At 63.1% G+C, this 19,648-nt stretch carries 16 protein-coding genes, 2 tRNA genes and 1 pseudogene; 2 read left to right on the top strand and 17 right to left on the bottom strand.

Annotation, left to right across the window (positions count from 1 at the left end; translation table 11 throughout):
* Nucleotides 1-11: 11 nt before the first annotated feature.
* The 3 genes from rpsF to rnr form a co-directional block, all read right to left on the bottom strand.
* Nucleotides 12-437: a 30S ribosomal protein S6 gene (rpsF, locus tag ACSZPK_RS17070; RefSeq protein WP_437882667.1), complete on the bottom strand. Its 426-nt coding sequence runs from the start codon at nucleotides 435-437 to the stop codon at nucleotides 12-14.
* 270 nt (nucleotides 438-707) lie between these two features.
* Complete coding sequence (rlmB, locus tag ACSZPK_RS17065; protein ID WP_437882666.1) at nucleotides 708-1,457, bottom strand: 23S rRNA (guanosine(2251)-2'-O)-methyltransferase RlmB; 750 nt, start codon at nucleotides 1,455-1,457, stop codon at nucleotides 708-710.
* A complete protein-coding gene (gene rnr / locus ACSZPK_RS17060; RefSeq protein WP_437882665.1) occupies nucleotides 1,454-3,955 on the bottom strand; it encodes a ribonuclease R in 2,502 nt (833 codons plus the stop codon). The genes rlmB and rnr overlap by 4 nt, the downstream gene beginning before the upstream one ends.
* Before the next feature lie 207 nt (nucleotides 3,956-4,162).
* On the opposite strand from rnr, the gene ACSZPK_RS17055 reads away from it, so the two are divergent.
* Both ACSZPK_RS17055 and ACSZPK_RS17050 read left to right on the top strand, forming a co-directional pair.
* Nucleotides 4,163-4,249, top strand: a tRNA-Leu gene (locus tag ACSZPK_RS17055).
* A 109-nt stretch (nucleotides 4,250-4,358) separates the two neighbouring features.
* Nucleotides 4,359-4,445, top strand: a tRNA-Leu gene (locus ACSZPK_RS17050).
* A 75-nt stretch (nucleotides 4,446-4,520) separates the two neighbouring features.
* Here ACSZPK_RS17050 and ACSZPK_RS17045 read toward each other — a convergent pair.
* The 14 genes and pseudogenes from ACSZPK_RS17045 to ACSZPK_RS16980 all read right to left on the bottom strand — a co-directional run bounded on the left by ACSZPK_RS17045 (nucleotide 4,521) and on the right by ACSZPK_RS16980 (nucleotide 19,634).
* A complete protein-coding gene (locus ACSZPK_RS17045) occupies nucleotides 4,521-5,405 on the bottom strand; it encodes a methyl-accepting chemotaxis protein (RefSeq protein ID WP_437882874.1) in 885 nt (294 codons plus the stop codon).
* Nucleotides 5,379-5,639: pseudogene (locus ACSZPK_RS17040) on the bottom strand (HAMP domain-containing protein); the annotation flags it as partial. The pseudogene ACSZPK_RS17040 and the gene ACSZPK_RS17045, both read right to left, overlap by 27 nt.
* Nucleotides 5,640-6,611: 972 nt before the next feature.
* Nucleotides 6,612-7,907: an adenylosuccinate synthase gene (locus ACSZPK_RS17035; protein ID WP_437882664.1), complete on the bottom strand. Its 1,296-nt coding sequence runs from the start codon at nucleotides 7,905-7,907 to the stop codon at nucleotides 6,612-6,614.
* A gap of 55 nt (nucleotides 7,908-7,962) precedes the next feature.
* On the bottom strand, nucleotides 7,963-9,150 hold the full coding sequence (locus ACSZPK_RS17030) for an ATP phosphoribosyltransferase regulatory subunit (protein WP_437882663.1): 1,188 nt from the start codon (nucleotides 9,148-9,150) through the stop codon (nucleotides 7,963-7,965).
* Between the two features lie 35 nt (nucleotides 9,151-9,185).
* Nucleotides 9,186-9,371 (bottom strand): DUF2065 domain-containing protein, encoded by a 186-nt coding sequence (locus tag ACSZPK_RS17025; protein ID WP_437882662.1) that lies wholly within the window; start codon nucleotides 9,369-9,371, stop codon nucleotides 9,186-9,188.
* Nucleotides 9,372-9,482: 111 nt separating this feature from the next.
* Nucleotides 9,483-10,352 carry a protease modulator HflC gene (gene hflC, locus ACSZPK_RS17020; RefSeq protein WP_437882661.1) on the bottom strand — a complete coding sequence of 290 codons (870 nt, stop codon included), beginning with the start codon at nucleotides 10,350-10,352 and terminating at the stop codon, nucleotides 9,483-9,485.
* A complete protein-coding gene (gene hflK, locus ACSZPK_RS17015; RefSeq protein ID WP_437882660.1) occupies nucleotides 10,352-11,524 on the bottom strand; it encodes an FtsH protease activity modulator HflK in 1,173 nt (390 codons plus the stop codon). The genes hflC and hflK overlap by 1 nt, the downstream gene beginning before the upstream one ends.
* Before the next feature lie 95 nt (nucleotides 11,525-11,619).
* Entirely contained in the window at nucleotides 11,620-12,921 is a 1,302-nt protein-coding gene (gene hflX / locus ACSZPK_RS17010) for a ribosome rescue GTPase HflX (protein WP_437882659.1), read from the bottom strand.
* 12 nt (nucleotides 12,922-12,933) lie between these two features.
* Nucleotides 12,934-13,188 (bottom strand): RNA chaperone Hfq, encoded by a 255-nt coding sequence (gene hfq / locus ACSZPK_RS17005; protein ID WP_437882658.1) that lies wholly within the window; start codon nucleotides 13,186-13,188, stop codon nucleotides 12,934-12,936.
* Nucleotides 13,189-13,284: 96 nt separating this feature from the next.
* The gene (gene miaA, locus ACSZPK_RS17000) at nucleotides 13,285-14,259 is read right to left on the bottom strand and encodes a tRNA (adenosine(37)-N6)-dimethylallyltransferase MiaA (RefSeq protein ID WP_437882657.1); all 975 of its coding nucleotides are present in this window, start codon (nucleotides 14,257-14,259) and stop codon (nucleotides 13,285-13,287) included.
* 9 nt (nucleotides 14,260-14,268) lie between these two features.
* Nucleotides 14,269-16,152 (bottom strand): DNA mismatch repair endonuclease MutL, encoded by a 1,884-nt coding sequence (gene mutL / locus ACSZPK_RS16995; protein WP_437882656.1) that lies wholly within the window; start codon nucleotides 16,150-16,152, stop codon nucleotides 14,269-14,271.
* Nucleotides 16,149-17,594: an N-acetylmuramoyl-L-alanine amidase gene (locus ACSZPK_RS16990; RefSeq protein WP_437882655.1), complete on the bottom strand. Its 1,446-nt coding sequence runs from the start codon at nucleotides 17,592-17,594 to the stop codon at nucleotides 16,149-16,151. The genes mutL and ACSZPK_RS16990 overlap by 4 nt, the downstream gene beginning before the upstream one ends.
* Before the next feature lie 88 nt (nucleotides 17,595-17,682).
* Nucleotides 17,683-18,147 carry a tRNA (adenosine(37)-N6)-threonylcarbamoyltransferase complex ATPase subunit type 1 TsaE gene (gene tsaE, locus ACSZPK_RS16985; RefSeq protein WP_437882654.1) on the bottom strand — a complete coding sequence of 155 codons (465 nt, stop codon included), beginning with the start codon at nucleotides 18,145-18,147 and terminating at the stop codon, nucleotides 17,683-17,685.
* The gene (locus ACSZPK_RS16980) at nucleotides 18,135-19,634 is read right to left on the bottom strand and encodes an NAD(P)H-hydrate dehydratase (RefSeq protein ID WP_437882653.1); all 1,500 of its coding nucleotides are present in this window, start codon (nucleotides 19,632-19,634) and stop codon (nucleotides 18,135-18,137) included. The genes tsaE and ACSZPK_RS16980 overlap by 13 nt, the downstream gene beginning before the upstream one ends.
* Between the last annotated feature and the right edge of the window lie 14 nt (nucleotides 19,635-19,648).

The following is a 19,648-nucleotide window of genomic DNA, read 5'->3' as shown; positions in this document are numbered from 1 at the left end:
AGCTCTGTGGATTACTCGTCAGCGTTGTCGTTGCTGTCGCTGTTGTCGCCGTCGTCGCCTTCGGCGCCGTCGGTGTTTTCAACGCGATCGCGACGCTCACGACGCTCACTGCGGTTTTCCTCGGCCTTGAGCATCTCGGACTGACCGGTAACGGCTTCGTCGCGACGGATGATCAGGTTGCGGATGACTGCATCGTTGTAGCGGAAGTTGTCTTCCAGCTCGGACAGAGCCTTGGCGGACGCTTCGACGTTCAACAGGATGTAGTGGGCTTTGTGCACATTGTTGATGGCATAAGCCAGTTGGCGACGGCCCCAGTCTTCCAGGCGATGGATCTTGCCACCGTCTTCTTCGATCAGCTTGGTATAACGCTCGACCATGCCGCCGACTTGCTCGCTCTGGTCCGGGTGAACCAGAAAGATGATTTCGTAATGACGCATGAATGCTCCTTACGGGTTGTAGCCTGTCAACGAAAAGTGATCAGGCAAGGAGTGAATGACTCGTTCTGACTTGCCGACGGAAAGACGCGCGAGCGCCCGCCCGGACGGCAAGGGCCGACATTCTAGGGAAGCGGCCGGAATGGCGCAAGGCAAATTGAATGAAAAATAGACAGTAGCGGGAAGTGAAAGCAGGCCGTAACGGGCCGAGCACTGTAGAGTATTCAGGCAAACGAAGGGCGCCACTCGGGCGCCCTTCTCCCTGGATCGAGCTCAAGACTTCCGACCGCCCCTCTGCCTGACCACTTCGAACAGACAGACGCCAGCGGCAACCGAGACATTCAGAGAACTGACACTCCCCGCCATCGGCAGCTTGACCAGATAGTCGCAATGCTCACGGGTCAGACGGCGCATGCCCTTGCCTTCGGCGCCCATGACCAGCACTGTCGGGCCGGTCATGTCCTGCTCGTAGATCATCTGCGTGGCTTCGCCAGCCGTGCCGACGACCCACAAGCCCTTCTGCTGGAGTTTTTCCAGGGTCCGCGCCAGGTTGGTCACGGCCACCAGCGGGATCACCTCGGCCGCGCCACAGGCCACCTTGCGTACGGTGGCGTTCAGCGTGGCGGATTTGTCCTTGGGTACGATCACCGCCAGGGCGCCCGCCGCATCGGCGGTGCGCAGGCAGGCACCAAGGTTGTGCGGATCGGTCACGCCGTCGAGCACCAGCAGCAACGGCGCCCCCTCATGGCGATCGAGCAACTCGTCGAGCATCGCCTCGCCCCAGACCTGGCTCGGGCTGACTTCGGCCACGACGCCCTGGTGCACGCCCTCGGCCCACTCGTCCAGCTCGCGACGGTCCTTGTTGCCAACCGGCACACGACTCTCACCGGCCAGGCCGAGCAGCGTCTGCACCCGTGGATCGCCACGTCCCTCCGCCAGCCAGAGCTGCTTGACGCGCCTGGGATGGTGACGCAGCAGCGCCTCCACCGCATGCACGCCATAGACCTTTTCCAACTGGCTCATGACTTGGTCCCGCGCTTACGCGGCTTGGCCGCGCCAGACTTGGGCTCGGCCTTCGCCGCAGGCTTGCGCCCGCCGCCAGAGGATGCCTTGCCGGCTGGCTTGCCGCCGGTCTTGGCACCCGCCATCAAGGCCTTCTTGATATCGCGGCTCTTCTGCACATCGGCAGTCGAGGCGCCGGCAACCTTGCTACGCCGCTCGCTCTTCTCCGCGGGAGCGGCACGCCCCTTGCGATCCGTGGCGTCTGGCTTGCCTTCGGCCAGCTCGAAATCGATCTTGCGCTCGTCCAGGTCGACGCGCATGACCTTGACCGACACGCTGTCGCCCAGGCGGAAGCTGCGACCGCTACGCTCGCCGGACAGGCGATGGTGAACCGGATCGAAATGGTAGTAATCGCCCGGCAAGGCGGTGACGTGCACCAGGCCTTCCACATAGATGTCACGCAACTCGACGAAGATACCGAAGCCGGTGGCGGCAGTGATCACGCCTTCGAAGGTCTCGCCCACGCGATCACGCATGAACTCGCACTTCAGCCAGTTCACCACGTCACGGGTCGCTTCGTCGGCACGCCGCTCGCTCATCGAGCACTGCTCGCCAAGCTGCTCCAGCGCGGCTTCGTCGTACGGGTAGATACGCGCCTTGGGCATGCTCGCCGCACCAGCACGCTGCACGTGCTTGGTCTCCCGGCGTGAACGGATCACGCTACGAATCGCCCGGTGTACCAACAGGTCCGGGTAACGCCGGATCGGCGAGGTGAAGTGGGTGTACGCCTCGTAGTTGAGACCGAAGTGCCCATTGTTGTCGGCGGTGTAGACCGCCTGGCTCAGCGAACGCAGCATCACCGTCTGGATCAGGTGGTAATCGGGGCGCTCGCGGATGCTTTGCAGCAGCCTCTGGTAATCCTTCGGCGTCGGGCCGTCCTTGCCTTTGCCCAGGCTCAGGCCAAGCTCGCCAAGGAAGGCCTTGAGTTTCTCCAGGCGATCCGGCGGCGGACCGTCATGCACCCGGTACAGCGAGGGAATCTCGTGATCCTGCATGAACCGCGCGGTCGCCACGTTGGCCGCGAGCATGCACTCCTCGATCAGCTTGTGCGCATCGTTGCGCTGGGTCGGGCGGATCTCGGCGATCTTGCGTTCGCTGCCGAAGACGATACGGGTCTCCTGGGTCTCGAAGTCGATCGCGCCCCGCTCGTGCCGGGCTGCCAGCAGTACCTGATAGAGAGAATAGAGCTGCTTGAGGTGCGGCAGCACCTCGGCGTACTCATCGCGCAGCGCCTTGCCTTCCGAGCTTTTCGGCTGCTCCAGCATGTAGCTGACCTTGTTATAGGTCAGGCGCGCATGGGAATGGATCACCGCCTCGTAGAACTGGTAGTCGAGCATTTCCCCGGACTTGGAAATGCTCATCTCGCAGACCATCGCCAGGCGGTCGACATGCGGGTTGAGCGAGCACAGCCCGTTGGACAGCTCCTCCGGCAGCATCGGGATCACCCGCTCGGGGAAATACACCGAGTTGCCGCGCTTCTGCGCTTCTTCATCCAGGGGCGAGCCGACCCTCACATAATGAGAGACATCGGCAATCGCGACGTACAGCTTCCAGCCGCCGGAGAACAGCTTCCAGCGGCCACTGTTCTTCTCGCAGTAGACGGCGTCGTCGAAGTCGCGGGCATCCTCGCCATCGATGGTGACGAACGGCAGATGGCGCAGATCGACGCGCTTCTCCTTGTCCTTCTCCTCGACTTGCGGGCGCAGCTTGCGCGCTTCCTTGACCACCGCTTCCGGCCAGACATGGGGAATGTCGTAGCTACGCAACGCCACGTCGATTTCCATCCCCGGCGCCATGTAGTTGCCAACCACCTCGACGATGTCGCCCTGGGGCTGGAAGCGCGCGGTCGGCCAATGGGTGATCTTGATTTCGACGAACTGGCCGATCTTCGCACCGGCGGTACGACCAGGCGTCACCAGCACTTCCTGCTGGATCTTCGGGTTGTCGGCTTCGACATAGCCGATGCCGGCTTCTTCGAAGTAGCGACCGACGATGCTCTCGTGGGCACGCTCGATGACCTCGACGATGGCGCCTTCGCGGCGGCCGCGACGATCGAAGCCAGCGACCCGCGCCAGCACACGATCACCATCGAATACCAGGCGCATCTGCGCCGGGCTGAGGAACAGGTCGTCGCTGCCATCGTCCGGCGCCAGGAAACCGAAGCCGTCGCGGTGACCGCTGACGCGACCACGGATCAGGTCCAGCTTGTCCACCGGTGCATAGGTGCCACGGCGGGTGTAGATCAGTTGCCCATCGCGCTCCATCGCACGCAGGCGGCGACGCAGCGCCTCGAGGTCTTCATCCGTGGACAAGCCGAATTCTTCGACCAGTTCCTCGCGAGAGGCTGGAGAACCGCGCTCGGACAGATGACTGAGGATCAGCTCACGGCTGGGAATAGGATTATCGTATTTTTCCGCCTCGCGGGCGGCCTCGGGATCGAGGGATTGCCAATCGGCCATTAAGTGAAAGTACCTTTACGCATATATAGATGTGTGTTTGCCATGGGCGTATTGAAGCGCGAAACAGGCTTCAGGGTCAGCTTTTTGCATGACAATAATTTTTCGGCATCAGGGGTTTACAAGGAAAAACCCGGCCCGTATAGTTCGCGCCCACAACGTTGCCGAGACGTTGTAACACGGAAACAGCGATTAATCATTGTTTCCCGTGCCCAGGTGGCGGAATTGGTAGACGCACTAGGTTCAGGTCCTAGCGGTGGCAACACCGTGGAAGTTCGAGTCTTCTCCTGGGCACCACTTATTCAGAAGCCGAGTCAACGACTCGGTTTCGAATCGAACGGCGCAGCAAAGCCGATCAGGCAACTGATGAATGCTGCAAGAAGTCGATGAGCGATCATCGCAATGTGCCCAGGTGGCGGAATTGGTAGACGCACTAGGTTCAGGTCCTAGCGGTGGCAACACCGTGGAAGTTCGAGTCTTCTCCTGGGCACCACATTCGAAAAACCGAATCGCAAGATTCGGTTTTTTTTCGACCGCTGAAAAGGAGACGGCAACCGCACCAGGTCGATCAGACCTTGAACTGGGCGAAGCTGGCTTTCAACTGGCCGACAAGCTTATCCAGCACACGACCGCTCGCCGCCGTCTCGCTGACCTCACGGGCGGCAAGCTGCGCCTCATGATGAATCACCTCCACCCGCCCACGCACCGCACCCGCGCCATCGGCCTGCTCGGCAGCCGCACGACTGGCACTGTCGATGGCGCCGTGCACGTCATCCACCGACGCCTGCACGGTCTGCTGCAGGCGCACACTGTCGCGCAGCACCTGCAAACCCAGTGCGGCCTGCTCACCAGCCTGGCCAATGACACCGACCGCCTCGCGCGCGCCCTGCTGCAAGGCACCGATGTGTGCCTGGATATCGCCGGTCGACTGCTGGGTCTTGCTGGCCAGAGCACGCACCTCGTCAGCGACCACCGCGAAGCCACGTCCACTCTCCCCAGCCCGCGCCGCCTCGATGGCCGCGTTCAACGCCAGCAAATTGGTCTGCTCGGCAATCGAGCGGATCACTGTCAGCACAACTTCGATCTGCTCACTCTGTCGAGCCAGACGCTCGATCACCGCGGAACCGGTGCCAACCTGGGCAACCAACTCCTCGATCAGGGCACCGACCCGCTCCGCCATTGCCGCATTGTCACGCGCCGCCTGGCGAATCGCCGTGACCCGCTGACGCGCCTCCTCCATCGCCTGACGCTGGACCTCGGCCGTGCCGGCCATTTCCTGCAACGCCTGCAGGCTACCCGCCACCTCGTCACGCTGGCGCCCGGAGGCCGCCTCGGCGGCGGCACTCCTGGCAGTCAGGCTGCGGATTTCCTCACCCGTCTTCAGCGCCACCTCGCCCGCCTCACGCACGATAGGCTGCAACTTGGCGATGAAGCGATTCACCGCATCAGCCATATCGCCAACCTCATCGCGACTATCGAGTTGCACCCGACGGGTCAGGTCACCCTCGCCAGCCGCCAGGTCATGCAAGGCCGCAATCAGCAACTGCAGGCGACTGAGCACCCGCCAGCCGAGCACCAGCGCCACAGCAGCCAGCACCAACAACCCAACCACCAGCAATCCGCCAGCAATGCGCCAACGCAAGCTGCCGGCCGCCCCCTGCACCAGTTCCTCGCTGTTGCGACTCATGTCATGGGTGGCCTGCTCCGCAACCTGCAAACGCTGCTGCAACGCCTGAGAACTGTCCTGTGCCGCCCCCGCCAGGCTACTGTCGACCAGGGTGCCGGCATTGCCCACCAGCGTAGCGAAACGGCTGTCCAGAGCAGCCAATTGTTTCTCCGCCTCGGCCATGGACAAACCCAACTGGATCTTGCCGATCGACGAGCCCATCGGACTGATATCCACCTCGATCACATAAACGTCAGGGCTGCGCGACGCAGCATCCACCAGCTTGTCGAGCGGCGTATCGCCGTTACCTTTGGTGACCAGATCACGCACCAGGGGATTGCTACGGTTGAAGTTGCGCGTGAGACGCTGGCCTTCGGCATCGTAATAAATGGCGAACAACACGCTCGGATCGCGCTGCACGATGCGGGTATAGGCGGTGAGCGCCGGCGCGTCCTTGTCCCAGATGGCCTTGGGCGCCACACCGGCGAGCAATTGCGCCATGGAGTTGCCTGACTGTTTCAGGTTCTCTCCCAGCACCTTGCGCAACTGCTCCTGTTCTTCCTTCAACTGCGTGGTCAGCCCGCCGGACAGGCGGGTACGCGTGTTGCTGGACAGCGTCGACAACCCCTCGCGCATCTCGCGACTCGCCGTGTCGAGTTCGCTGGACAGGCGAGCGCTTTCATTTGCCAGGCGCGCAGTGAGATCAACGGCCAGCCCATCCACCGTGGTCCGCGTAAGCCATACCGCGACGCCGACCTGCGCCAGCACGGCCAGGCCAAGGGTGATGAAGACAGGACGCAGCAGGCGGCTTTTCAATAACGAAAACAGCATGGACCCGATACCTCTCCAGTCGAGCGAAGCTACAGCAGCTAAATCGGCTGCACTCGGCAAAACTGAAGCAAGAACAGGGCCTGTTTACGTTTATGCGCCCTCTGAGTGCAGCACAAACAAAGAAGGCCGCATGAGCGGCCTTCTTTTCGATCCGATCAAGGATCAGGCGTACGGATGACGCAGCACGATGGTCTCGTTGCGATCCGGGCCGGTGGAGATGATATCGATCGGCGCACCAACCAGCTCTTCCACACGCTTGATGTAGGCGCGGGCATTGGCCGGCAGCTCTTCCAGCGTCCTGGCACCAACGGTGGACTCGCTCCAGCCCGGCAGCTCTTCGTAGACCGGTTGCAGGCCGATGTAGCTGTCTGCGTCAGTCGGTGCGTCGACCAGAACCTCGCCATTCTGGTCCTTGTAACCCACGCAGATGCGGATGGTTTCCAGGCCGTCGAGTACGTCCAGCTTGGTCAGGCACAGGCCGGAGAGGCTGTTGATCTCGATCGCGCGGCGCAGAATCACGGCATCAAACCAGCCGCAACGACGGGCGCGACCGGTGGTGGAGCCGAACTCATGGCCGCGCTTGGCCAGATAGGCGCCGGTTTCGTCGAACAGCTCGGTCGGGAACGGACCGGAACCGACGCGGGTGGTGTAGGCCTTGGTGATACCGAGGATGTAATCCAGGTACAGAGGACCGAAACCGGAACCCGTGGCGGTCCCGCCAGCAGTGGTACTGGAGCTGGTAACGAATGGATAGGTACCGTGATCGATATCCAGCAGCGAGCCCTGGGCACCCTCGAACATGATGAAGGCACCTTCCCTGCGCAACTCGTGCAGGCGTGCGGCGACATCGGTGATCATCGGCTGCAGGATCTCGGCATAAGACAGCGCCTCATCCAGGGTCTTCTGGAAGTCGACCGCCGGTTCCTTGTAGTAATTCTGCAGCACGAAATTATGGTAATCGAGCAGCTCGCCCAGCTTGGCGGCAAAACGCTCGCGATGGAACAGGTCGCCAATGCGCAGGCCACGGCGCGCCACCTTGTCTTCGTAGGCCGGGCCAATACCGCGGCCAGTGGTGCCGATCTTGGCATCGCCACGGGCTTTCTCACGCGCCTGGTCCAAGGCAACGTGGTACGGCAGGATCAGGGTGCAGGACGGGCTGATGCGCAGACGCTCACGCACCGGCACGCCCTTCTCTTCGAGCTTGGTGATTTCGCGCAGCAGCGCGTCGGGAGCGACGACCACGCCATTGCCGATCAGGCACTGCACGTTCTCACGCAGGATGCCCGACGGAATCAGGTGCAGGACGGTTTTCTCACCGTCGATCACCAGGGTGTGGCCGGCGTTGTGGCCGCCCTGATAACGCACGACGGCGGCAGCCTGGTCGGTCAGCAGATCGACGATCTTGCCCTTGCCTTCATCACCCCACTGGGTGCCCAGGACGACGACATTCTTACCCATAACTCTGATCCTCTTCACGGAAGCTCGACACCGGTCTCGGCCGGCGAGAAATCATTCAGCGCGGCAGCGCGACAACCTGCCACTGTCCGTCACGCAGCTCCAGGCCGCGATCGCAATTCACTTCGATGGCCACGGACGCATCCTGGCCTGGCAACGCCTGCACGACGCGCACACCGTCACGGCGCAGGCGCTGGATTTCTTGCCACAACCGGACATCCCCGGCCTGCGGCGCCCAGACACCGGCAGCGACCTCGTCCACCTGCATGTCCCCCAGGCTGACCAGGGTCTTCAGGTCGGTCGAAAAACCGGTGGCAGGACGTGCCCGACCGAAATCAGCACCGATGTCGTCATAACGACCACCCTGGGCGATGGACTGCCCTTCGCCGGGTACGAACGCGGCGAACACCACGCCCGTGTGATAGTGGTAACCACGCAGCTCACCCAGATCGAAATAAAGCGGCAGCGCAGGGTAGCGCAGCGCCAGTTCGTCAGCGATGACCCGCAACTCATCCAGGGCGGACAGCACCGCATCGGGGGCACCGGCGAGAATGACCCGCGCCTGATCCAGCACATCACGCTCACCGCAAAGCTGTACCAGTGCGCGCAGCATGCCAGCCAGGTCGGCCGGCAGCGCGGCGGTCAGCGCCTCGACCTCGTCGATGGCCTTGCGTTGCAGAGCATCGAACAGGCGCTGCTCGACCTCACCGCTGAGCGAGGCGGCACGGGCCAGCCCTCTATAGATGCCGACATGGCCAAGGTCCATGTGCACATCCGGCACCCGCGCCACATCCAGGGTATCGAGCATCAGGCTGATGACTTCGACATCCGCCGCCGGACTGGCATCGCCATAAAGCTCGGCGCCCAACTGGATCGGGCTGCGCGAGGTCGACAAGGCACGCGGGCGTGCATGCAGCACACTGCCGGCGTAGCACAGCCGGCTGGGGCCTTCGCGGCGCAGGGTGTGCGCATCGATACGCGCGACCTGGGGCGTGATGTCGGCACGAAAACCCATCAGGCGCCCGGACTGTGGATCGGTGACCTTGAAGGTACGCAGATCCAGGTCCTGGCCGGCACCGGTGAGCAGGGATTCAAGGTATTCGATATGGGGCGTCACGACGAACTCGTAACCCCAGCATTGGAACAGGTCCAGCACCTGGCGGCGTGCCGCCTCGATTCGCGCCGCTTCCGGCGGCAGCACTTCTTCGATGCCATCTGGCAGTAGCCAGCGGTCTACCGTTGCCATTTCGCCATTCCTCTTTCGGTCTGGGCGGCGAGCCATCAGTGAAGCAGATAAAGGAGGACGGTTCCCAGCAGCATGCTGGCAAGTCCCATGACGCGCACCTGCCGGTCAGACAGTTGCGCCAGTAGCGCAAGCAACTTGCGCAAACGCTGCGGATAAGCAAAAGGAAGGATGCCTTCCAGCACCAGTAACAAACACAACGCGATGCCGATTTCCTGAAACATGATTCCCACAGACGCAAAAAAGCCGGGTTTTTCCCGGCTGCCGCATGATAACAACGTTTTCCCCGACGGTCACCCCGACACGGCCGAATGGCCGCGCCAGGGCGATCGATATCAGGGCTTGGACTGCTTCAGATAGCGGAAGAACTCGCTGTTCGGGTCCAGCACCAACACGTCACTCTTGCTGGTGAAGCTGTCGCGATAGGCGCCCAGGCTACGGTAGAAGGCATAGAACTCAGGGTCCGCACCGTAGGCTGCCGCATAGATCGACGCCGCCTTGGCATCGCCATCGCCACGCACTTCTTCCGCCTCGCGATAGGCCTCGGCCAGCAGCACGCGCTTCTGCCGGTCGGCATCGGCACGAATCCCCTCGGCCAGTTCCTTGCCCTTGGCGCGATGCTCGCGGGCCTCGCGCTCACGCTCGGAACTCATGCGATCGAAGACGCTGGTATAGACCTCTTTCGGCAAGTCGATGGCCTTGACGCGCACGTCGACGACCTCGATGCCCAGCTCTTTCTGCGCCATGGTATTCAGCGAACTGGTGATCGCCGCCATCAGGCTGTCACGCTCGCCGGACACCACCTGGTGCAGGGTGCGGGTACCGAACTGGTTGGCCAACGCGGAAATCAGGCGCTGCGACAGGCGATCGTCGGCAATCTGCTTCATACCCGAGGTCGCGGTGTAGAAGCGCTCGGCATCGGCCACCCGCCACTTCGCGTAGGCATCAACCATCACCGCTTTCTTTTCCTGGGTCAGGATGCGCTGGATGGGCGACTCCAGAGTCAGCAGGCGCGCGTCGAACTTGCGCACCTGGTTGACCACCGGGATCTTCACATGCAGGCCCGGAGCCACGTCGGCCACGTCGATCTTACCGAAGCGCAGCTGCACGGCCTTTTCGGTCTGGTTGACGATGTACAGGCTGTTCCAGGCGATGACCGCCAGAATGATCAGGCCGATCAAGCCGAATATGGACTTGTTGCTCATCAACGGCCCTCCCTGGTGCGCAGGTCACGCTGATCGAGACCATTGATGATCCGCGTGGTCGTATCGCCGGCACCTGCAGAATCCGAAACAGCGCCCGACTGCGGGCGATTACCACTGCCGACCATCTTGTCCAGCGGCAGGTACAGCAGGTTGTTCTGGCCGTCCTTGCCGGTGACCAGCACCTTGCTCGAAGTGCTCAGGACCTGTTGCATGGTGTCCAGATAGAGACGCTGGCGCGTGACTTCGGGCGCCTTGCGGTACTCGGTCAGCAGCTTGCTGAAGCGATCCGCCTCGCCCTGCGCGCGTGAAACCACTTCATCGCGATAGCCATTGGCATCTTCGATGATCCGCTGCGCCTGGCCACGCGCCTCGGGCACCACGCCATTGGCATAGCTCTCGGCCTGGTTGCGCTCTTTCTGCTCGTCTTCACGGGCACGAATCACATCATCGAAGGCATCCTTGACCTCGGCCGGCGCGGTCGCGCGCTGGATGTTCACCTGAGTCACGGTAATGCCGGTGCCATAGGTATCGAGGAAGTCCTGCAGACGCTTGCTCACCTCGACCGACATCTTTTCACGGCCGAGGGTGATCACCTCGTCCATCGAGGTGGAACCGGCGACGTGGCGCAAGGCACTTTCGGTGGCGTGCTGGAGACTGACCTCCGGCTGGTCCACGTTGAGCACGAAGTCCTTCAGGTTGGTGATCTTGTACTGCACGGTCAGCGGCACCTCGACGATGTTCTCGTCTTCGGTCAGCATCGTGCCCTGCTTGGTGAACGAACGCTCGCGGGTCACGTTCTCCTGGAACTTCTTGTCGATCGGCGGGAAGTAGATGTTCAGGCCCTGCCCGACCGTCTCGTGGTATTTGCCGAGACGCAGGATCACCGCCTGCTCCTGGGCATCGACGATATACACCGCGTTCCACAGCCAGATCAGCAGTACGACGACAACGCCGATGCCCAGCAGGCCGAAGCCGCCGCCACCCGAATGGCTACCGCTGTCGTCGCCACTGCTGCGTTTCTTTCCGCCACCGAAGATACCGTTCAGGCTCTCCTGCAGCTTGCGAAAGGCCTCATCCAGATCCGGCGGTCCCTTGCGACCACCACCGCCATTCCTGCGGCCTCCCCAGGGATCCTGATTGTTCGAGTTGCCCCCCGGCTCATTCCAAGCCATAGCGCTCTCCATCTGATAAAGCGAAGACGCGCCCGCGGCGCGCCGCCCAATGCTACAGATGCCTGGCTCACGCCGCAAAAACGACGATCCAGGCTTTATTGCAAAGTGTGTTGCTCGATGAACGCGTCGGGCTGCCACCCTTCTCGACTGACCAGGCGATTCAACTCTACACGTGGCAAGCGCACCGCCAATAGCGCAGCACCCTCCTCGTCATGCCCCTCACTACGCACCGCATTCAACGCAAAGAACTGTGCACGCAAACGTCCGAGCGCCTGCGGCAAGCGCAAAGTGCCAACGAAAAGATCGTCGCCGAGCAACTCGGCAACCGCCTGGCGCAGCAGATCGAGCCCCTTGCCCTGCCGGGCAGACAACCAGACTCGCTGCGGACGACCATCGCCATCGCGCTGGATCTGCGGCTCGACCGCCTCGAGCAGATCGATCTTGTTGTACACCTCAAGGATAGGCAGCTCGTTCGCACCGATCTCGCCCAGCACCGCCATCACCTGTTCGATCTGCTCGTCACGCTCGGGCTCATGGGAATCGATCACATGCAGCAGCAGGTCGGCATTGCTCGATTCTTCGAGCGTAGCCCGGAAAGCCTCGACCAGCTTGTGCGGCAAATGGCGAATGAAGCCTACGGTATCGGCCAAGACCACCGGCCCGAGGTCGTCCAGTTCGAGGCGACGCAGGGTCGGGTCGAGGGTGGCGAACAATTGATCGGCCGCGTAGACCTCGGACGTGGTCAAGGCATTGAACAGGGTGGACTTGCCGGCGTTGGTGTAGCCGACCAGCGACACAGAGGGAATATCCGCACGCCGACGCCCGCGGCGAGCCTGCTCACGCTGGCCGCGAACCTTTTCCAGGCGCTGCTTGATCTGGCGGATACGCACACGCAACAGCCGGCGGTCAGTCTCGAGCTGGGTTTCCCCAGGCCCGCGCAGACCGATACCGCCTTTCTGCCGCTCAAGGTGAGTCCAGCCTCGCACCAGGCGCGTGCTCATGTGTTCGAGCTGGGCCAGCTCGACCTGCAGCTTGCCTTCATGGGTACGCGCGCGCTGGGCGAAGATGTCGAGGATGAGCCCTGTACGATCAAGCACACGACACTCGAACATCCGCTCCAGGTTTCGCTCCTGGCTCGGCGTCAGGGTGTGATTGAAGATGACCAGCTCAGCCTCTTCGGCTTTGACCTGGTCGCGAATTTCCTCGACCTTGCCGCTACCGATCAGAAACTTTGCAGTGGGCTGATGGCGTGCCACGCTGACGAACGCCACTAGGTCCGCCCCCGCAGAAAGCGCCAGTTCACGGAACTCCTGCGGATCTTCGCGCGCCTCGGGATCGTTGCCCTCAAGGTGAACGAGGATCGCTCGCTCACCACCACCGTGGCGTTCAAAGAACAAGGCGAACTCCCGTCAAGCGTTGCCCGGCTCGTTCTGCTCGCCTTCACCGACGCTCGGCAGGCGCACGGGGCGGCTCGGGACGACGGTGGAAATGGCGTGTTTGTAGACCATCTGGCTGACCGTGTTCTTCAGCAGGATGACGAATTGGTCGAAGGACTCGATCTGGCCCTGCAGCTTGATGCCGTTGACCAGATAGATGGAAACGGGGACGCGTTCCTTACGCAATGTATTGAGGTAAGGGTCTTGTAGCGAATGCCCTTTTGACATGTGCCGCACTCCTGTAGGGGTCAAAGGTATTTAAGCAAAGTTGGCTTATGCCGTATCACGATTTAAAACAAAGGATAGCTGGCCGCCGAATGGGACTCACCCCAATATGGAGATCGAGTTCAGGTATTTCAAGGCAACGGGAAGATTGTCATTGGCCAGGCTATCGAGCCAATGCAGATCGCTCCAACTGCGCAACCAGGTGAATTGCCGCTTGGCCAATTGGCGGGTAGCGACGATTCCCCTGTCCAGCATTTCGTCATGCGTCGATTTGCCATCCAGATAATCCCACACCTGGCGATAACCTACCGCACGAATGGAAGGCAGACCCGGATGCAGATCACTGCGCTGGCGCAGAAGTTCGACCTCATCGACGAATCCCTGTTCCAACATCGTGCGAAAACGCAGAGCGATGCGCTCATGCAGGATCGACCGCTGCTGGGGGGCAATGGCAAAACGAGCGACAGTATAAGGCAAACGCGAGGCGTCGGAGCGCTCTGATCCGCCATTTTCAGCAGCTTGTCGCAGCCGATGGGCAGTCATGCTCATGCCACTCACCCGATAGACCTCCAGCGCACGGATCAAACGCTGCGGGTCATTGCGATGAATGCGCCGTGCCGACTCGGGGTCGACCTCGGCCAATTGGCGATGCAGCACCTCCAAGCCTTCCTCCGCCGCCAGCGCCTCAAGCTGCGCGCGCACGCCCTGATCGGCGGCCGGCATCTCGGCCAGGCCATCGACCAGGGCCTTGTAATACAGCATGGTGCCGCCGACCAGCAGCGGAATGCGCCCGCGAGCGGTGATATCCGCCATAGCGTCCAGGGCATCGCGACGAAACTCGGCGGCCGAGTAGGCTTGCGCCGGATCGCAGATATCGATCAGGCGATGCGGATATCGCGCCAGGGTCTGGGCGTCGGGCTTGGCGGTGCCGATATCCATGCCGCGATAGACCAGCGCCGAGTCGACGCTGATCAACTCGCAGGGCAAAGCATCGGCCAGGGCCATGGCCAGGTCGGTCTTGCCGGCAGCGGTAGGGCCCATCAGGAAGATGGCCGGGGGCAGAGAGGCGCTCATCAGGTTCTATCAGCGCCCACGCATGAACAGTTTGTCCAGGTCATCCATGCCCAGTTGGGTCCAGGTCGGTCGGCCATGATTGCACTGACCGCTGCGCTCGGTGCTTTCCATGTCGCGCAGCAGGGCATTCATCTCGGGAATGGTCAGGCGCCGGTTGGCACGCACGGAACCGTGGCAGGCCATGGTCCCCAACAACTCGTTGAGGTGGGCCTGGATGCGGTCGCTGGTGCCGTATTCGAGCAGATCGGCCAGCACGTCGCTGACCAGGCGGCTTGCCTGGGCCTGCTTGAGCAGCGCTGGAATCTGCCGGATCGCCAGGGTCTCCGGCCCCAGGCGCTGCAACTCGAAACCGAGACGCATGAACCATTGAGCATGTTCTTCGGCGCAATCCACCTCACGCTGACTCATCGCAACGGACTCGGGCACCAGCAACGGCTGACCACGCAATCCTTCATTGGCCATCGCCGTTTTCAGGCGCTCGTAAGTGATGCGCTCGTGAGCGGCATGCATGTCCACGAGGACCATGCCCTGGGCATTCTCGGCCAGGATATAAACGCCCTTGAGCTGCGCCAGGGAGTAACCGAGCGGCGGAATATCGCCTGCGCTTTCAGGCAGCGCTGCGGGTTGCTGTTCGGGCAGCGGTGCAAAGTACTCGCGATAGGCGCCCTGCACTTCGGCCAAAGGAGCGCCGGGCTGTGTACGCGGCGCCTGGTAACCGGCCCCTGGCGAACGCCATACCGACGCCGCCGGCTGCTGCACGGCTTGTTCGAGGACACTGGCCGACAGGCCCATCTCGGCCTGCGGGCCGAACTCGCCGGCGGCCTGGCCGGTAGCACGAATCACCGGGGCGACCGAGGCCGGCGCTGCCAGTTGGTCCTCAGGACGGACTTCGCCCAGGGCACGGTGCAGGGTGCCGTAGAGGAAGTCGTGGACCATGCGGCTGTCGCGGAAACGCACTTCGTGCTTGGTCGGGTGGACGTTGACATCCACCACGCTCGGATCGATCTCCAGGAACAGCACGAAAGTCGGGTGGCGCCCGTTGAACAGCACATCGCGATAGGCCTGGCGCACCGCATGGGCGACCAGTTTGTCGCGCACCATGCGGCCATTGACGTAGAAATACTGCAGGTCAGCCTGGCTGCGCGAGAAGGTCGGCAGGCCGACCCAGCCCCAAAGACGCAGGCCACCGCGCTCGATCTCTATCGGCAACGCCTGCTCGAGGAACGCCGCGCCACAGACATTGGCCACGCGGCGCGCGCGGGAAATCTCGTCTGGCGCCTCATGCAAGGCAAGGATGGTCTTGCCGTTGTGACGCAAGTGAAAAGCCACATCGAAGCGCGCCAGGGCTAGGCGCTTGAGGACTTCCTGCAGATGATCGAATTCGGTCTTCTCGGCCTTGAGGAATTTGCGCCGCGCCGGGGTATTGAAGAACAGATCACGCACCTCGACGGTCGTGCCGACCGGATGCGCGGCCGGCTGCACGCGCGCCTCCATGTCGCGCCCCTCGGTTTCGACCTGCCAGGCCTCGCTGGCATCGGCGGTGCGCGAGGTCATGGTCAGCCGGGCCACCGAGCTGATCGATGCCAGCGCCTCGCCACGGAACCCCAGGCTGATCACGCTTTCCAGGTCTTCCAACTCGCGAATCTTGCTGGTCGCGTGGCGCGCCAGGGCCAAGGGCAGGTCATCGGCGGGAATTCCCCCCCCGTCGTCACGCACGCGGAGTAACTTGACGCCACCCTGCTCGACCTCGACATCGACGCGCGAAGCACCCGCATCCAGGCTGTTCTCCAGCAGTTCCTTGAGCACCGAGGCCGGACGCTCGACCACCTCGCCCGCGGCGATCTGGTTGGCCAGGCGCGGGCTCAGCAGGTGAATGCGTGCCGTCTCGCTCATGGCTGCGCCGCCAGGGAGGTCGCCGGAATGTTCAGCAGTTGTCCGACCTTGATGGTGTCGTTCTTCAGCGAGTTTGCACTGCGCAGGGCGGCCAGGCTGACCTGGTAGCGCTGGGCGATCAGTGCCAGGCTTTCGCCGGAAGCGACCCGGTGCTCACGCGGTCCCGCATCGATCTTGCCGGAGTCGCGCAACCAGGCAACGTAAGTGCCCGGCGGCGGATTCTGCTGGAAGAACTGGCGAACCCCGGCGGTGATGGAACGCGCCAGAGCCTGCTGATGGCCGCTGGTGGCCAGTTTCTTGGCCTCGTTGGGGTTGGAGATGAAGCCGGTCTCTACCAGGATCGATGGAATGTCCGGTGATTTCAGCACCATGAAGCCGGCCTGCTCGACCCTGCGCTTGTGCAATGGCGTGACGCTGCCGACATGGCCGAGGACCTTCTGCCCGACATTGAGGCTGGAGGCCAGCGAGGCGGTCATCGACAGGTCCAGCAAGACGCCGGCGAGCATACGGTCCTTGTCATCCAGGCTGACGTTGCCGGCACCACCGATCAGGTCGGACTGGTTCTCGCTGTCCGCCAGCCAGCGCGCGGTCTCGGAGGTCGCCCCGCGCTCGGACAAGGCGAACACCGAGGCGCCGAAGGCACTGCGACTGGGCGCGGCGTCGGCATGGATGGAGACGAACAGGTCCGCACCTTTCTTGCGGGCGATCTCGGTGCGCTTGCGCAGCGGAATGAAGTAGTCGCCAGTTCGCGTCAGCTCGGCCCTGAAGCCTTTCTCGGCGTTGATCTGGCGTTGCAGTTCCTTGGCGATGGACAAGGTGAGGTTCTTCTCGAAGACGCTGCGATTCGGCCCGATCGCGCCGGGATCTTCGCCACCATGCCCGGCATCGATGGCGATCACGATATCGCGCTTGGCGCCGGGGGCCACAGGCTGCCTGGCCGGTGGCTCGGGTGCCGCCGGCACCACGGGCGCCTGGGCGACCTTGTCGGCGGCCGTGGTGCCGGCATCGCTCGGCGGCGGCGTTGTCGCGCCAGCAGCGGCGGCGGCATCGTCATACAGGTCGACGACCAGCCGGTTGCCGTACTGCTGATTGGGCGCCAGGGTGAAGCTCTTCGGCGTCACCACGGACGACAGATCGAGGACCAGACGCAGATCGGTCGGCGTGCGCTGGGCCGAGCGAATCGAGGTGATCGGCGTATTACTGAGCGACAACTGTTCGAGTTTGGTGGCCAGTTCGGCGCCATTGACGTCGATCACGATGCGATTGGGCGCCGCCAGGGTGAACACACTATGCTGTACCGGGCCGGACAGATCGAACACCAGCCGGGTGTTATCCGGAGCGCGCCACAGGCGGACCCCACGCACTTGCGTAGCGGCCAGCACATCGACAGCCATCGCCGCCAACAGAATCCCCACCCCGCCAATCAGTGCGCGCATGCGCATAGCTTTCCTCATTTCTTGTGTACAAAGCTCTTGGTATCAGGCGTGAAAGACGTCATACGGCCTGCCTGCAAAGCCGAGGACAGCAGGTTCATATGCCTGCCAGAGCGGTGCACCAGGTTTCGGCGCGCGGTGTATGGGGCTGCAGCAGAAGGCTGCGGCCTGTTTCGTGGGGACTAATGGTAATGTCCAGGTCGGCCTTTGGCAAAACGCCCGCGCCGCGCTGCGGCCATTCGATCAGGCACAGGCTGGTGCCGTCGAAGTAGTCGCGGATACCGAGAAACTCCAACTCCTCCGGGTCGACCAGACGGTAGAGGTCGAAATGGTAGACCCGCTTGCCCTCCAGCTCGTAGGGTTCGACTAGGGTGAAGGTCGGGCTTTTCACCGCCCCGCCATGCCCCAGGCCACGTACGATGCCACGTGACAGCGTGGTCTTGCCGGCGCCGAGATCGCCATGCAGATAAATGATTCCGACGCCGCCGGTCACGGCGGCCAGGCGAGCGCCCAGGGCATGCATGGCGTCTTCGCCATCGGCGTACAGGTTCAGGGCCGGCATGGGCTGTGCTCCTCCAGTAGCTGACGAATGGCCGCAGTCAGGTCGCTGGCCGCCAGGCCCCGCCCACCACGCGCCAGGCGTTCACCGGCGGTGGCGTGCAGCCAGACCCCCAGGGACGCGGCGTCGAAGGCCGGCAGCGCCTGGGCACGCAAGGCACCGATCAATCCCGCCAGCACGTCGCCGAAGCCAGCTCCAGCCATGGCCGGGTGACCACGATCGCACAGGCTCAATCGCCCATCCGGCGCAGCCACCAGGCTGCCAGCGCCCTTGAGTACCACAACCGCGCGATAGCGCCTGGCCAGTTCCAGTGCCGCCCCCGGGCGATCAGACTGGACCTCTGCCGTGCTGCGCTCCAGCAGGCGTGCCGCTTCGCCGGGATGAGGCGTGAGCACGCAATCGGCCGGCAGGTTGACGACCTGTTCGGCCAGCAGGTTGAGCGCATCGGCATCCCACACCTGGGGCAAATCCTGGGCCGCTGCGGCACTCAGCAGGCTGCGCCCCCATGCGCCCTGCCCCAGCCCAGGCCCGACCACCAGCACGTCCGCGCGCTGGCACAGGGTCGGCAACTGGTAGGTCGACTGGATGGCGTGGCACATGATTTCCGGATGACGCGTCAGGGATGCCGCAACATGTTCAGGACGGGTCGCCAGCGACACCATGCCCGCACCGGCGCGCAAAGCCGCCTCGCTACTCAACAACGTAGCGCCGCCCATGCCATGGTCACCGCCGATCACCAGCAGGTGGCCGAAGCGCCCCTTGTGCGAGGTCAGCGAACGCGGAGCCAACCGCGGCAGAGCGTCGCCAGCCAGACGCACAGCGCTTGACGGGTGCGCCGCGACGATCCTTGGATCGGCCTGCAAGTCAGCGAACTGCAATTCACCTACCCAGTCCGGAGCATCACCTGTGAACAGACCGAGCTTGAGGCCGATCAGGGTAACGGTGAGATCGGCACGCACCGCGTGCTCCGCCACCGTACCGCTATCGGCATGCAGCCCGGAAGGGATATCCACGGCCAGCACCGGCAGACCACTGGCATTGATGCGCTCGATGATCGCCGCGTAAGGCTCACGCAAATCGCCCTGGAACCCAGTACCGAGCAAGGCGTCGACCAGAACGCCCTGCAATTGCGCCTGCGCGCTCCATGGAAGGATCGAAACGCCGAGCCCCTTGGCTTCATCGTAGGCGAGAGCCGCATCTCCCTTCAGCTTGTCGATTCCACCCGCGCTCAGCACCTGCACCGACCAGCCGGCCTTGTGCGCCAGCGTGGCGATCAGATAACCGTCGCCGGCGTTATTGCCCGAGCCGGCCAGCACGGTCAGCGAATCGGCCTGCGGCCAGCGGCGACGCAGGGCACGCCAGATGGCATGGGCGGCACGCCGCATCAGTTCGAAACCAGGCGTACCGGCATCGATCAGGCGGGCGTCCAGCGCTCGAATCTGTGCGGCGCTATATAAAGGCAACGGCAGTGACGTCTCGTCTGTCGGCATATCCACAGGCTTCC

Source organism: Pseudomonas sp. LRF_L74, from assembly GCF_965644255.1.
Lineage (GTDB): Bacteria > Pseudomonadota > Gammaproteobacteria > Pseudomonadales > Pseudomonadaceae > Aquipseudomonas.
The sequence above is the reverse complement of the archived record's forward strand: the minus strand, read 5'-3'. Positions and strand labels throughout refer to the sequence as shown.